This window comes from Candidatus Bartonella washoeensis Sb944nv (genome assembly GCF_000278135.1).
In the GTDB taxonomy this organism is placed as follows: Bacteria; Pseudomonadota; Alphaproteobacteria; order Rhizobiales; family Rhizobiaceae; genus Bartonella; species Bartonella washoeensis.
This window is the reverse complement of sequence record NZ_JH725022.1, coordinates 8,186-22,971: the sequence shown is the minus strand read 5'-3', so window position 1 is coordinate 22,971 and position 14,786 is coordinate 8,186. Positions and strand designations below refer to the sequence as shown.

Below are 14,786 nucleotides of genomic sequence, written 5' to 3'. Positions count from 1 at the left end.
ATACGCATATCACATTCTTCATCTTTATATCATAATGGAAACCTAACAAATAGTGGAATAAAAATAGCTGGTCAAAACGAAAGCAATGAGGAACACTCCAAAGAATCTTCAAAAAACTTTGAAGATCTCTTTTGGTAGAATGATTTTGCCATTTTAGCTATAAATCTGCTGCAAAAAACGCTCAAACTAAAAACGGCCTTAAAAGGCCGTCTTTGTTTTGTCTCTAAGATTACTTCTGCAAAGCAATCAAACGATTAAGTGCATTACTAAAACCATTCAGCTGAACGAACAAATCATTTAAAGCTGGTTCGCCTGGAGCAGCAACTGTCATAGCCAACTTCAAATGCTTTCCAGCGCGTAAAGCTGTTACATAATTTTTGTCAAAAACGATTGGAACAACGCAACCTGCTGGCACACAAGTCCGAATACCAGTCTCGATAACAGATTTCCCCTCATCGACTTGTAAACGAACAGGCTTAGAGACCAAAATGCCAAAAGGAACTGTCAAATTACCAGATACAACACCATCAGCACTGAGAATAACATTCATAGCCACAACGACACGATTCTGGTCATTCATCTCTTGACGGTGCATAAAACAAATCTTTTTTCCGTCCTGTATACCACAGTTAATGCTCCATAAACCATAAGTTTCGGTTAAAGAAGAAGCACCATTTGGCAATGTAGCTGCAGGAGCCTTCGTTGCAGTAGACTTTGAATCTGATGCAAACGCTACAGAAGAAATACTCAAGAGAGTAAAAACTACAAATAAATTAAATATTTTTTTCATTTCATATTCCAGTTCTTTACATAAAAGAAAATTACATTTATTATTTTTTAAAGTTATGCATATATAAACTATCTTTATGCATAATATAAAGCTGTCTTAATGAAAAAAGAGCTTTCTATAATTATATAGCTTTTATAAGCATCTAAGGCTACCTCGAAATTCGTTAACAACTTTTATGTAAACATGCTTTTTAAAAGAAACTACTGTAGAAGGAAGAGTTTCTAGATCAACCCATTTCCACCGATCGAATTCTGCTTTATTACCATCTGGCGGTGGATTAATCATGATTTCAGAAAGTTCTCCTGTAAACTGAAAAGCAAACCATTTTTGCATTTGTCCACGATATTTATTATTTAATACACCTCCAATAAGTTCTTGTGGAAAATCATAATGGAACCAATCCTGTGCTTCCTTGATCAGCTTTACAGAACGGATACCGGTTTCTTCGTAAAGTTCGCGACACGCTGCCTCTAATGGCTCTTCATCCTCATCGATCCCCCCTTGAGGGAGTTGCCAACGATTAGATATTTTGGTCTCTGCATGAGCGCACGTCATTAAACGGCGCCCTACCCAAACTTTACCCTCATGATTAAAGACAAGGATTCCAACACCTTTCCGATAAGGAAGAGCACTCACATTAACAACTGCATCCATTCAATTATCCCCACAAAAACATAAACTGTATACACCCCTTCTCACTTTAAAACATCCTTAGTGGGATCTGGTGGAAATGCTGCATGTGCCATTTCACCCCGTAAAAGCTTATAAGCCTCTTTCAATTGGGTATCTTCCTTAGGATCTTGCGGAACGAAAGCAGCTGAACCAGATCCTTTATTATTTTCTCGTTTCCCTTTGATATGCCCTTTTAACTCAGATTCACCAAGCTTTACATCATAACCTTTGTATTTTTCAGGGAGTGGTTGTTCTACAATAATATCAGGTGTGATCCCAGTTCCCTGAATTGAAGTTCCAGCTGGCGTGTAATAAAGCGCTGTTGTTAAACGTAAAGCACCATTTTCACCCAAGGGAATAATTGTTTGAACAGATCCCTTGCCAAAAGATTGTGTGCCTAAAATTGTAGCACGACGATGATCTTGTAAGGCACCTGCAACAATCTCAGAAGCACTTGCTGAACCACCATTGATGAGTACAATAAGAGGCTTCCCGTTGATGATATCCCCTGGCTTAGCATCAAATCTTGTTACATCATTCTTTTTGCGCCCACGAGTCGATACAATTTCACCTTTGTTGAGAAAGGCATCCGAGACACTAACAGCCTGATCTAAAAGTCCACCTGGATTAAGCCGCAAATCAAGAATATAACCCTTCAACTTGTCTTGAGGAATTTTAGACTTAATATCTTTAATTGCAGCCTGAAGATTGCCAAAAGTCTGCTCTGAAAACTGGATAAGTCTTAAATACCCAATATCACCCTCAACACGATATTTCACCGCTTTCACTTTAATGATATCACGAACAACCTTAATTTCAAGCGGTTTATCAACGCCGGAACGAATAATTGTCAACGTAATCGGTGTTCCAGGAACACCTCGCATCTTATTAACAGCTTCATTCAATGTTTGACCATTTGTCTGTACACCATCAATTTTTGAAATGAGATCCCCTGCCAAAATACCTGCTTTTGAAGCAGGTGTATCATCCATTGGAGAAACAACTTTAATTAAGTTCTTCTCCATGGTCACTTCAATACCCAGTCCTCCGAATTCTCCTTTCGTAGAATCACGCATGTCCTTAGCTTCTTGAGCATTCATATAAGATGAATGAGGATCAAGTGATGTGAGCATACCATTGATAGCATTTTCAATAAGTTTTTTATCATCTGGAACCGTCACGTATTGTATACGTACGCGTTCAAAGATATCGCCAAATATGGCTAGCTGTTTATAAGCATCACCCTCATTATTCGCAGCAACAGACTGCACCATGATCATTGAACTGGCGCCGAGCAATACCCCAGCGACCAAAAGAATAACTTTACGAATCATTTTGGTTCCTTTTCGTTTTTTCAGTCCGCCACCAAGGAGTTGGCTTCACAGGTTTCCCCTGTTTTCTAAACTCAATGTAAAGTATTGGAGCAGTTTTTCCTATATCCAATGCAACACTGTTTGCAATAAATTGCATCGCCATCATACCAATAGGCTCACCTGAAAGAACAAATTGCCCCTGCGTTACGTTGATTTTTGACATCCCGATAAGAACGATATGATAACCATTTCCAACATTGAGAATAATCAACTGTCCGTAAGAACGAAATGGTCCAGCAAAAGCAACAAGAGCATCAGCAGGTGCTACCACAACAGCTTCTGATTCTGTTTCAATCATTTCACCAAAGCGCGTAATCTGCGAACTATTATTAATGCGTTGAATTTTCTTTCCCAAAACAGGAAAAAGCAAAGAGCCTTTTCGGCTTTCAAAACTGCTCTGCTCTAACAATTGTAAATTTTTTCGTACCTGTACAGATATATTAGAACTAAGTTTTGACTGACGGTCAAGCTCTAAAATTAATTCTTCCAAAGACTGCGCTTTTTTAAGAAGAGAAATGTTTTTTTGTTGCTGCTCTGTAAGTTCTTCTTCAGATCTTTTTTGTAGTTTGGCTTTTTTGTCTAATAAAAGCTCTAGATTCTTTCGTTGCTCTGCTTGATTTTGCATTTTAGTCTTTAGAGCGCCGTATTCCCTAGCAATTGCATTGCTCAAATTGGTCAACTCTTTAAGGCTCTCAGTTAAAACCTGTATTTTTTCTTGCATTTGAGGTAAAATAGCTCCTAATAAAACAGAACTGCGCACAGAAGTTAATACATCCTCAGGACGCACCATAAGAGCAGGAGGTGGATTCAACCCTATACGTTCTAAGATGGCAAGAACTTCAGCAAATTCGGCGCGACGACCTTTTAAACTTTGATCAACTTGTATCCGCTTTACTATCATCTTTTTAAGTTTTTCTTCCCTTTCAGCAATATCATTTGCTACTGCACGTTCTATCTTAGCAGCTTTTATTAATGCATCGCTTAAAGCGTGTTGATCTTTTTTTAAACGCTCAACTTGCTGAGCAAGAAAAGCAACACGCTCACGCGAAAGAGAAATACTTTGGCGAATTTCTCCCAATTCTTTATGTGCTGTTGCACTACTCACTGTATCTTCGGCATGCGATACAGACAAGCAAAACCCCACACTTAATAGTAACACGACAAATATCGCGCATCCCTCATATAAATATTGCATCTTTTTATGAAGAAGCTTCTTCATTTGCCTAACCATTAAGCCTCATCGTGTAAACTAGAAATGCTTTAAATGGTGTCAGCTAAAACAATATTAATAAATACATAAATAAGTGCTAAAAATTGCACAAAAATATTAAAAACGATGATAAGGATGATTACTCGCAATTGTTACAGCACGATAAAGCTGTTCGGTAAGGAGTATACGTGCAATTTGATGCGGCCACGTCATAAAACCAAAAGACAAAAGAAAATCAGCACGATTTCTTATCTGCTCATTATGCCCATCAGGCCCCCCCAAAGCAATGATTACATCACGAACACCTTCATCACGATAAAACCCCAATTTTTCAGCAAAAGCAGATGATGAAATCGACTTTCCACGCTCATCTAATACAATTAATCGACACTTTTCAGGCAAAAACCCAAGAAGGCTTCTTCCCTCTTCTTCCATGCGTTGGCATGCCGTCTGAGCACGACTTTCTGATATCTCATAGAGTGTTTTTAAATGAAATCCTACAGCACCAGAACTTTTAGAAAAACGGTCCAAATAATGGTCAACCAATTTGTGCTCCGCACCCTTTTTCATGCGACCAACAGCAAAAATAGAAATTTGCATGTCAATGATCCCCAAAGAGAACCGATTTTGCATTATTTAAGTCAGGAACGAGCCACATCTTTTCTAAATTATAAAAGAGACGAACTTCTGGACGAAAAAGGTGAACGATAATATCGCCTGTATCAATCAATACCCAATCACCTCCAGCAAGCCCTTCCACGCTCACTCGACCATATCCATTGTCTTTCCAAGTACATAACAAATGGTCAGCAACAGAAGATACATGACGCTGTGAATGTGCTGAAGCTATAACTATATAATCAGCTAAAGACGACCTGCCCTGAATATCAATTGAGACGATATCTTCTGCTTTTGTATCATCTAAACTTTTGAGAATAACTTTGAGACCATCACTGGCAGAAAAGATTTTTTTTTCTGCCGAAGGTACAATACAATAAGAGTGTTTTTGTGAAATGTTTTCCAGACTAATATCCTTTCTTATCATTTAGAATAGAGAAAAAAGAAGAACTTCCCCAAAAAGAGAAGCAGAATCTTATAAAATGTTCAAGCAAAATCATTCCCCTTTAAACGAAGATTCGTTGAAGACTGAAAAGACAGAGGTCCATGCAAATAAGTCCAAGCCGGTGGTTTCATAAAAGGTAATCGTACACTCTCCCTCTCATCTAAACGAAAATAGCGGTAAATATGCGCCATAGGAGAAGAAAGTGCTGACATATGCACAAAAGGACGATCGATAATCGCTATAGGAAGCATAGATATGATATCACGCCACCGATACCAATGATGAATTGTTGCCAAACTATCTGCACCCATAACCCAGACAAAATGCACATCACGGTAATGCGCAAGAATATGAGAAATCGTATCTACCGATACTGTGCTGCCTATCGCCTGCTCAAAACCTGTTACACGAATCTTCGAATGATCAATGAGTTCAACACTTAATTGCATTCTCTCTTCTAAAGATGGTAAATGTGTACAATCTTTTAAGGGGTTTCCCGGAGTCACCATCCACCATAATTGATCAAGGCGCAAACGCCGAATTGCAATTTTTGCAACAAGAAGATGCCCTGCATGCGGTGGATTAAAGGACCCACCAAAAAGGCCAACAACATTGGATCTTTCCACATGTGGTATGCGATCCTTCCATGGGAGGAATGGCTGTTTCAAGGTCTAATCTGTCCATTTCCTTTAATATGATACTGAAATGATGTCAGTTGTTCAACACCTATGGGTCCACGCGCGTGCATTTTTCCTGTCGCAATACCAATTTCCATTCCAAAACCAAATTCACCTCCATCAGCAAATTGTGTAGATGCATTATGCAATAAAATGGCTGAATCCAAATGATTAAAAAAGTTCTCCACCACTTCCATATCCTCAGCAATAATCGATTCAGTATGTCCTGATGAATAACGCTTGATATGGGCAATGGCTCCTTCAACACCCTTAACTGTTTTAACAGAAAGAATTGCATCAAGATATTCACACGACCAGTCTTCTTCACATGCTAATTTAGCCTCTGGCATTAACAAAACGATATCTTCTGTTGCGCGAATTTCACATCCGTTCTCCTGTAAAACAACAAGAACAGGAAAAAACTTTTTTAATGCCTGGCTGTCAATTAAAACCGTTTCAACAGCCCCACATATGCCAGTACGCCGCAATTTTGCATTCAGTACAATATCACGTGCCATATTTAAATCTGCTGATTTATCAATATAAATATGACAAAGTCCCTCTAAATGTGCAAAAATTGGAACACGTGCATCAGATTGAACACGCGCAACAAGATTTTTTCCTCCACGGGGCACGATCACGTCAATCGCTCCATCTAATCCTTTGAGCATCTCTCCAACTGCATCGCGATCTTTCGTTCCAACCATTTGAATTGCATCTTTAGGGAAACCAGCTTCTACTAATGCTCTCACCAACACCGAATGAAGTGCATGAGCAGAATGAAAACTATCCGAACCACCGCGTAAAATTGCAGCATTTCCAGCTTTTAAGCACAAAACACTTGCATCAATGGTAACATTTGGTCGACTCTCATAAATAATACCAATCACACCAAGAGGTGTACGAACACGACTGATATGAAGCCCATTTGGGCGCGTCCATTCACTCATCACTTGACCAACAGGATCAGGCAAACAAGCAACTTGCCGGACACTCTCTATGATTGCACGCAAGCGGCCTTCATCTAACTTTAATCGATCAATCATCGCTGCCTTTAAATTATTCTGAGCAGCATTCACTAAATCTTGATGATTAGCCCTTAAAATTTCATCTGATTGAGCCTCTAAACCCAAAGCTATCATTTTCAAGGCTTTGTTCTTTTGTTCAGAAGACATAACTGCCAACGCCGCAGCAGCATGACGTGCTTTTTGCCCCATATCCTTCATTTGTTCTTCTAAAGTCATAGTATCATCCACTCTGCCAAAACAATAAATTAAGATAAAAGATAAATCTTTAAGCAGAATGAGTTAAGCAGCGTACAACCATATCATTACGATGCACCATAGCAGAACGCGCTTCATATCCAAGGATAGATACAATTTCTTCACTTTTACGCCCCATAATGCGTACAGCTTCATCTTTGCCATAACTCACAAGCCCACGAGCAATCTCAACTCCATTCGCATCAACAATTGCAACCGTATCTCCACGATGAAATATCCCATCAATCGCTACGACTCCTGCAGCTAATAATGATTTTCCCGATTCAAGAGCCTGAACAGCTCCCTGATCAATCGTCAAAATACCAGATGGTTCTAAATGACCAGAAATCCACGTTTTCCAAGCATTGATAGACTTTTCACCAGCAGCAAAAAAACTTTTGCGTTCCCCTCTGTCAATCGCTGCAAGAGGGTTCATACGCTTACCTGAAGTAATAATCATAGCTGTTCCAGCAGAATTCGCTATTTTCCCAGCATCAAGCTTGGTCTTCATTCCTCCCCGAGAAAATTCTGAAGCAGCAACATCTGCCATTTTCTCAATATCACTCGTGATTGATGCAATAAAGGGAATAAATTCAGCCGTTGGATTACACTGTGGAGATTTCGTATAAAGACCATCAATATCTGATAAAAGTATCAAAAGATCTGCCCCCATCATCGTTGCCACACGTGCCGCTAAACGATCATTATCACCATAACGAATTTCAGTTGTTGCAACAGTATCATTCTCATTAATAACGGGTACCGCTCCAAAACGCAAAAGCACATTAATCGTAGCGCGTGCATTGAGATAACGTCGTCGTTCTTCCGTATCAAATAAAGTGAGCAAAATCTGACCAGTTTTTAATCCATGTTGAGCAAGAGCATCACCATATGTTTTAGCTAATTCAATTTGCCCCAAAGCAGCACATGCCTGACTCTCCTCCAACTTCAAAGCACCCTTAGGAAGATGCAGCAATGTTCTCCCTAAAGCAATAGCTCCTGAAGATACCAATAAAATCTCAACGCCGTTTTGACGTAACTCAACAACATCACTTATCAAACTCTTAAGCCATTGAGCTCGTAAACCTGTCTGAGGATCAACTAAAAGCGCAGATCCAATTTTGACCACAATGCGTTTATAGTGTGAGAGCTTTTGCAACCCAACTGCCATTTTATTCAATTTTGATATCTCCTTCGACATCCTCTTTGCGTGCCATTTCAATAATGTGTGCACCAGCACGCAGCACATTTTCTAAACCTTCGCGACTGACCGCAGAAAACATCATTACAGATTTACCCGTTACTCTTTGCAAAACCTCCTGTTTGGCTTTACGCTCCTCAACGGTCAGAGTATCTATCTGGCTTAAAGCTACAATTTCAGTCTTATCACTCAGATTATTTCCGTATGCCTCGAGTTCATTACGCACAATCTGGTATGCTTTTGCCACATCTTCTTCTTGAGCAGAAATCAAATGAAATAAAACACGACAACGTTCTACATGCCCTAAAAAACGATCTCCGATCCCAACGCCTTCATGTGCTCCTTCAATCAAGCCAGGAATATCAGCCAACACAAATTCACGAGCATCAATGCGGACAACACCAAGGTGAGGATAGAGAGTGGTAAAAGGATAATCTGCAACTTTTGGTTTTGCAGCCGTTACTGACGCTAAAAAGGTTGACTTTCCAGCATTCGGTAAACCAATAAGCCCAGCATCAGCAATTAACTTCAAACGAAGCCAAAGTATGCGCTCTTCTCCAGCTAAACCCGGATTTGCACGGCGAGGCGCCCGATTCGTAGATGTTGTAAAATGAAGATTCCCAAAACCACCATTCCCTCCTTTTGCAAGACGATAACGTTGTCCAACTTCCGTTAAATCACAGACTAATGTCGTATTATCTTCTTCAAAAATTTGTGTCCCAACCGGCACTTTCAGGATAATATCATCCCCCTTTTCACCCGTCATATTACGACCCTTGCCATGCCCCCCTGTTTTTGCTCTAAAATGCTGCTGGTAGCGATAGTCAATCAACGTATTAAGCCCATCAACAACGAGAGCCCAAACATCACCACCACGTCCTCCATTGCCCCCATCAGGACCGCCAAATTCTATGAATTTTTCACGACGAAATGATACTGCCCCTGCTCCTCCATTACCAGAACGAATATAGACTTTAGCTTGATCAAGAAATTTCATTGGAAACACTCACCGAGGAATCAATCCCTTTACCTCTATAGGTAATGCATCAGTTTTACCAGTTTTTCACCATTTACAAAAGAAAAACTATAAATAAGTAAGTACATTTAAACTTTCTGAAAAGAAGAAGTTATTGTTCGATTTCTGTTTTTGCTTTAAATTCAAGTGCCAGAAGATAAAGCTCCACTGATTCCATCCGGCTCGCAGGTGGTTTAACATGATGGACTGTTTTAAAGTTCTGTTTCAATTTATTGAGAAGAGTATTTTCTGCTCCACCTTGAAAGGCCTTTGCTAGAAAATGTCCTCTAGGCCTGAGAACCGAAAGAGCAAAGTCGGCAGCAACCTCACATAAATAAATCGTCCTTAAATGATCTGTCTGACGATGTCCTGTTGTTGGTGCCGCCATATCAGAAAGCACAACATCCGGCTTTGTCCCTAAAGCATCAATTAATTTCTGCGGTGCATCTGCATGCAAAAAGTCCATTTCCAGCATTACAACTCCAGGCAAAGGGTCGACATGCAAATAATCAATACCAACCACGCTAGGTTTTTCGTCACTTGACCCTACTATACGCCCAGCCACCTGACACCATCCACCTGGCGCTGCTCCCAAATCAATAATCTTTTGACCTTTTTTGAGAAACTGATAGCGCTCATTAATTTCGATTAGCTTATAGGCTGCACGCGAACGATAACCATCCACTTTCGACTGATGGACATAAGGATCATTGAGATGCCTCTCTAACCACCGCCGTGACGATGCTTTAATAGTTCCTGCTTTTTTCTTCACACGCTGATATAATTCATGCGATCCTGAACCACCATATCCACCAGTCGGTGTTTTTGTCGTTTTTTTCATAGCTATTCATTATCTCCATATTCTGATAACTCGCTAACGCTTGAAGCCTCTTTTCTTCCTATGGTGACACCATACACCATCGCGTAACATCAGCTCTATCAGAATTCCTTCTCTCAATCCACGATCAGCAACTCTTAAACGCTGACTAGGCCAAACTTCTCGTATAACGTCTAAAATTGCGCAGCCAGCTAAAATTAAATCTGCTCTCTCTCGCCCAATACAAGGATTTGTTACACGTTTTTTTATATCCCATGACAATAAGCGTTTCGTCATAAGAGTAATGTCTGCATCATTCATCCAAATGCCATCAATTTGTTTCCGATCGTAACGCTCTAAATTAAGGTGTATTCCTGCTAAAGTCGTAATTGTTCCAGAGGTTCCCAAAAGATGAAATCTTGATCCTTGAGCTAGTGTCCCTAATTTATAACGATCTGAAAATTTATTTAAAAAACCCCGCACATAACTTTTCATATTTTCAAAATCTTCTAAACTAATATCATTACCTCCAAAGCGCTCAGCAAGTGTGACAACACCAACAGGAAGAGAAGTCCAAGCTGTGATCTGTTCAGCTAGATGTAAAGAACGCTTTTTGGAAACATCCAGGAGTACAATTTCCGATGATCCACCTCCAATATCAAAGAGTACAATTGCATCGGTATTCGGCTCAACAAGCGTACCACACCCTGAAACAGCAAAACGCGCTTCTGTTTTTTGATCAACAATTTCTAATTTAAGTCCAGTCTCATCCAAAACACGCTGAATAAAATGTCTCCCATTTTTAGCCGAACGACAAGCTTCCGTTGCAACTAAGCGATAACGTCTAATATGCCTTTGTTTTAGCTTTAAACGACAAACTTTTAATGCTTCAATCGCCCGATCCATAGCTTTTGTATTAAGAAAGCCGTTGCTTACCAAACCTTCTCCTAACCGTACAATACGTGAAAAACCATCAACAACCCTAAAACAACCCGGTTTACTAGGAGATGCGATAAGAAGACGACAATTATTGGTTCCTAAATCAAGTGCTGCGTAAAGAGGAGGAGATTTTAACTTAGAAAACCTTCGGAAAAAAGCAGTTGTCTGATTTTTTGTTTTAACGCCTAAAATTACTCGACTACGGACTTCACAAGCTGTGTCCGATTGAATAAGTACCTGTTTCTGTTTCCAATGTCTTTTTCGCTGTTGTTTTTTTACATCGACAAAAACAGAGCTTGCCCCCGTCTGTAACATTGCAGAAGGTTTATTTTCGTTGCCACCATGATGACCACACAATTGCCCTGCTCTAATACCATACGCTCTCCCTCGCTTTGGCTCTTTTGAACCATAATCTAACGGAGTCATTTTTTCTTATCCTTTGAGCGTTTTCCCCCCAATAAGCAAACGCGAAAATTATTCTGTTAAATGCTAAAAGCTAAGCGCAGCAATGCTGTATCAAATTACTGATATAAAGAAAATATTATTATTTTCTATCATCGAAATTTTCTACAATAGCATATTCCCTTTATGAACTTGAAATTGTGAATTAATCGTTTAAATTGGCATTCATTTCTGTAACCGCACACCTCTTTTTGTATAATTCACATTAAATTTGTTTCTAAGAAAATCTCTTATAAAGAATATTGCAGATATACTGACGAAAAAGAAGATTTTTAAAGACTGCTCTTTAAGAGGAATTTTGTTTAAAAAGGAGAGCTTATAGTTCAAGGAATTCTTTAAACCCCTATTCTTCTTTGTCTTCACAATACAAAAGCATCGTGAGGAATCACGCTATTACCTTTAAATATTGCAACATCTTAACTGCAATCTGTTGATGTTGGATAAAATTGCTCTAAAAGCCGTATAAGCTTTTACAAAAAAAATTAACCTCTCTCTTGTCCCCAAAGTAGTATTCTCACTTATTTTTCTTAGTTTTCAATTGGCCTACTCTCATTGATTTTTACTGTTAACGATTAACATAATTCACTCTATAAGCGCTATGAAAAAGCTCCAACTTGACTTTTTATTATATAAAAAGATTATTTTATTGTGATTTTACATTTATAAAATATGCTTTTATTTGAATAAAGCATCTCTTATCATATTGATATGAATCTCTCTCTCATTGTACTCTTCATTTAGATCTGAAAATACAATGCAACGATTTATGAAAAAGTAAGTCTTCTAAAAATTTATCTACACAGTCTATCGTTGTAAAGAATAAAGCGCTGCACTCAGCCCTTTAAATGGTACAGTAAAAGAAAATATCTTTCCCTCTTTCACCTTATAAGAAATACGTACTTTTTTATCCTGCTCTATTTGTTTACTAAAAATTGGTCCTATCGGCGACTGTGCCAAGCAAACCTCTTCATTACATTGCGTATAACGAATGACAACAGGCTTTTTAACACCTTCCATAAACATTTGAATAGGAATATTTATATCAGCATTTGGCAATGTTCGAAAGAGCATTACGGCTTGGCCATTTTTCGTAGAAACAAGAGACCAACTAAAAATAGTATTATCTTCCTGATCATGAACGGTCTGCGTCACATTACATATGCCTTGCTTAAGCTTTTGTTTTTCATCACAAATCAAAGTCCAATTATCAAATTGCATAATGACCCGACGCGTCTCCCCAGAAGCTCCACTAGGAACTGATAAGTGCGGTGGATGCACCGTATAGACACTATTATTTTCGCCAGCAAAGCCTTCACCCTTACCTAATAAGACAAGAGTGAACAAAACCTTAGCCAAAATATTTCGCTTTTTTATAATTATACTCGTTTTCTTCATCTTCACCTCAGTCTCAAAGTAATCCCTGCGCCTATCCCCCAGTGGCCTCCAGCACTCGTGATAGATACATTGGAACGAATATTTCCATCTTCAGACATATAGCCAGCACCAATAGCAAAGGCAGATTGGCTGTGCCATACGCCCGTACCAAATGAAACACTTAACTTTCCTGGTGTATCATCATAACTTAAGTTAGAGACTGCTAAACCAATAGCAGCAGCTTGTCTTGCTTCTTTCCGAACATCCTCAATGGCATAATTTAACACCTCAAACTTCATATCTGTATAAGCTTTCGCCTCGTTAACGCCATTATTGACAAAACTACTGACTTGCTCATCCGTATACTTTTTCGCATCATCAAGAACTATCTTCATCTGCTGATCCGTATAATCATGCAACTGACCGCCATTAACAGCTTGCCTAGAGCCTTCTTCAATTCTACCATCCTTAACATTCTCAATCAAAACTGGTTCACTTTCATTCCCACCTTTGAGAGTGATGCTATTGGTCTTTTGCCCATCCCCATCTTTGTCATAGTTAACAGCTCCATCCGTGACCGCAATCGTGATATCTTGTACCTGTTGATCAATCGTATCTACCCTATTCTCAACATCTTTTAACTTCTCATTCGTCTGCCAAAGCTGGCCACCATTCACAACCTCTTGCGAACCTTCTGCTATCTTACCATCCAATACATTCGTAATCTTACTCGCTTCCCCTTTATGAAGAGCGTCATACGATCCTGTTTCTTCACTCCAATTCAAACTATTCGTATCAATATTATCCGAAACCTCTTTTATACGCTCGTTGATACTCGTCATACTCTCACTTACACCATCAAAGGCACTCGCTACATCATGATAGCTCTTCTTATCAGCTAAACTACCATCTGCATTGAATTGCAAAACCTTGAAACTAGGAGCTATCCACTGACCACCAATATACCCTGCTCCACCACCAAAATAGGCCGCTAGTGTCTTATTCAGAGAATAGAGCTGATCACCATTTACAGCATCCATTGAGTTAGCACAAATATCTCCAGCCTGAAGAGATGTAAGCTTGCTATTGGTTGTGTTTCCTTCTTCTCCATGCGTCGCTATAAACACACCTTTACTCTTGTCCCACAACAAGGTATCACCTTGAACTGCTTGCGTAATATTCGTGATTTGTTCATCAAATTTTTTGACCACATTCGTCAAATGCGTATTCACATTACTAATATTCTTATCAAGACCCGCAAACGCGCTACCAACATCGCTGTATGATTTTTCTTTTATATTACCATCAGCATCAACACTAGAAACCTGATATGTCGGTCCTATAAATCTACCATCTGTAAATGCCGCACCACCACCCAAATATGTTGCTACATCCTGCGTTATTTTATTAATCTGAAAACCATTAATCGCATCATACGAATTCTCAGCAATCTTACCAGCTTTGACATTATGAAGTGCAACTTGTTCTTTACTTTTACCACCCAAAGTCACGCTCGTATAATCAACATGATCATCTTGGTTATCGTAATGGACCGCAAATGCCCTCGTATTTCCAATACTCTCAGAAAGGTTCTTCACATTTTCATCAAGTTGCGCTTTGTTAACAGCTTCATTACCAACCTGCGCTGCCTTCACACCGGAAAATGTCCGATCTGCACCTTCATTGTTTGCAAGAGTGATCGCACTACCCTCTTTTTCTCCACCAATCTTGATGAGTTGTTTCTCGTCATCCCACTTAACAAGGCTATCACCTTTTACAGTATTAATTTCATTATTAATCTCTTTATGAACATTTGTGAGAGAATTGCTGACACCAGCAAAAGCAGATGCCACATCAGGATAGTTCTTATCTTCTGTTGTGCCATCTTCTGTAACACTCTTAACCGTGAAGGTCGGAGCACTCCATTGACC

At 39.3% G+C, this 14,786-nt stretch carries 14 protein-coding genes; all 14 read right to left on the bottom strand.

What is annotated here, in order from left to right:
- Positions 1-229: 229 nt before the first annotated feature.
- Positions 230-790, bottom strand: coding sequence for an invasion associated locus B family protein (locus MCQ_RS00085; protein ID WP_006922768.1), 561 nt, complete (start codon positions 788-790; stop codon positions 230-232).
- A gap of 132 nt (positions 791-922) precedes the next feature.
- On the bottom strand, positions 923-1,444 hold the full coding sequence (locus tag MCQ_RS00080) for an RNA pyrophosphohydrolase (RefSeq protein ID WP_006922766.1): 522 nt from the start codon (positions 1,442-1,444) through the stop codon (positions 923-925).
- A 41-nt stretch (positions 1,445-1,485) separates the two neighbouring features.
- A complete protein-coding gene (locus tag MCQ_RS00075) occupies positions 1,486-2,796 on the bottom strand; it encodes a S41 family peptidase (RefSeq protein ID WP_006922763.1) in 1,311 nt (436 codons plus the stop codon).
- A complete protein-coding gene (locus tag MCQ_RS00070; RefSeq protein WP_006922762.1) occupies positions 2,786-4,066 on the bottom strand; it encodes a murein hydrolase activator EnvC family protein in 1,281 nt (426 codons plus the stop codon). The genes MCQ_RS00075 and MCQ_RS00070 overlap by 11 nt, the downstream gene beginning before the upstream one ends.
- Positions 4,067-4,162: 96 nt before the next feature.
- Complete coding sequence (rlmH, locus tag MCQ_RS00065; RefSeq protein ID WP_006922760.1) at positions 4,163-4,645, bottom strand: 23S rRNA (pseudouridine(1915)-N(3))-methyltransferase RlmH; 483 nt, start codon at positions 4,643-4,645, stop codon at positions 4,163-4,165.
- A gap of 1 nt (position 4,646) precedes the next feature.
- On the bottom strand, positions 4,647-5,090 hold the full coding sequence (gene rsfS / locus MCQ_RS00060) for a ribosome silencing factor (RefSeq protein WP_006922759.1): 444 nt from the start codon (positions 5,088-5,090) through the stop codon (positions 4,647-4,649).
- 59 nt (positions 5,091-5,149) lie between these two features.
- Complete coding sequence (locus MCQ_RS00055; protein ID WP_035007754.1) at positions 5,150-5,743, bottom strand: nicotinate-nucleotide adenylyltransferase; 594 nt, start codon at positions 5,741-5,743, stop codon at positions 5,150-5,152.
- A gap of 29 nt (positions 5,744-5,772) precedes the next feature.
- Entirely contained in the window at positions 5,773-7,029 is a 1,257-nt protein-coding gene (locus tag MCQ_RS00050) for a glutamate-5-semialdehyde dehydrogenase (protein WP_006922757.1), read from the bottom strand.
- 49 nt (positions 7,030-7,078) lie between these two features.
- Positions 7,079-8,218 (bottom strand): glutamate 5-kinase, encoded by a 1,140-nt coding sequence (gene proB, locus MCQ_RS00045; RefSeq protein ID WP_035007609.1) that lies wholly within the window; start codon positions 8,216-8,218, stop codon positions 7,079-7,081.
- Position 8,219: 1 nt separating this feature from the next.
- Positions 8,220-9,245: a GTPase ObgE gene (gene obgE / locus MCQ_RS00040; protein ID WP_006922755.1), complete on the bottom strand. Its 1,026-nt coding sequence runs from the start codon at positions 9,243-9,245 to the stop codon at positions 8,220-8,222.
- 130 nt (positions 9,246-9,375) lie between these two features.
- Positions 9,376-10,104, bottom strand: coding sequence for an RlmE family RNA methyltransferase (locus MCQ_RS00035; protein WP_006922754.1), 729 nt, complete (start codon positions 10,102-10,104; stop codon positions 9,376-9,378).
- A 33-nt stretch (positions 10,105-10,137) separates the two neighbouring features.
- On the bottom strand, positions 10,138-11,445 hold the full coding sequence (locus tag MCQ_RS00030) for a Ppx/GppA phosphatase family protein (protein ID WP_006922753.1): 1,308 nt from the start codon (positions 11,443-11,445) through the stop codon (positions 10,138-10,140).
- 840 nt (positions 11,446-12,285) lie between these two features.
- A complete protein-coding gene (locus MCQ_RS00025; protein ID WP_006922751.1) occupies positions 12,286-12,876 on the bottom strand; it encodes an invasion associated locus B family protein in 591 nt (196 codons plus the stop codon).
- A 2-nt stretch (positions 12,877-12,878) separates the two neighbouring features.
- Positions 12,879-14,786 (bottom strand): Vomp family autotransporter (locus MCQ_RS00020; RefSeq protein ID WP_006922749.1); only part of this gene is annotated, 1,908 nt, incomplete at its 5' end.

Bases quoted from the DNA above. Each gene is read 5' to 3' on its own strand.
- MCQ_RS00085 (WP_006922768.1), bottom strand. From the start codon at position 790: ATGAAAAAAATATTTAATTTATTTGTAGTTTTTACTCTCTTGAGTATT.
- MCQ_RS00080 (WP_006922766.1), bottom strand. From the start codon at position 1,444: ATGGATGCAGTTGTTAATGTGAGTGCTCTTCCTTATCGGAAAGGTGTT.
- MCQ_RS00075 (WP_006922763.1), bottom strand. From the start codon at position 2,796: ATGATTCGTAAAGTTATTCTTTTGGTCGCTGGGGTATTGCTCGGCGCC.
- MCQ_RS00070 (WP_006922762.1), bottom strand. From the start codon at position 4,066: ATGGTTAGGCAAATGAAGAAGCTTCTTCATAAAAAGATGCAATATTTA.
- rlmH (WP_006922760.1), bottom strand. From the start codon at position 4,645: ATGCAAATTTCTATTTTTGCTGTTGGTCGCATGAAAAAGGGTGCGGAG.
- rsfS (WP_006922759.1), bottom strand. From the start codon at position 5,090: ATGATAAGAAAGGATATTAGTCTGGAAAACATTTCACAAAAACACTCT.
- MCQ_RS00050 (WP_006922757.1), bottom strand. From the start codon at position 7,029: ATGACTTTAGAAGAACAAATGAAGGATATGGGGCAAAAAGCACGTCAT.
- proB (WP_035007609.1), bottom strand. From the start codon at position 8,218: ATGGCAGTTGGGTTGCAAAAGCTCTCACACTATAAACGCATTGTGGTC.
- obgE (WP_006922755.1), bottom strand. From the start codon at position 9,245: ATGAAATTTCTTGATCAAGCTAAAGTCTATATTCGTTCTGGTAATGGA.
- MCQ_RS00035 (WP_006922754.1), bottom strand. From the start codon at position 10,104: ATGAAAAAAACGACAAAAACACCGACTGGTGGATATGGTGGTTCAGGA.
- MCQ_RS00030 (WP_006922753.1), bottom strand. From the start codon at position 11,445: ATGACTCCGTTAGATTATGGTTCAAAAGAGCCAAAGCGAGGGAGAGCG.
- MCQ_RS00025 (WP_006922751.1), bottom strand. From the start codon at position 12,876: ATGAAGAAAACGAGTATAATTATAAAAAAGCGAAATATTTTGGCTAAG.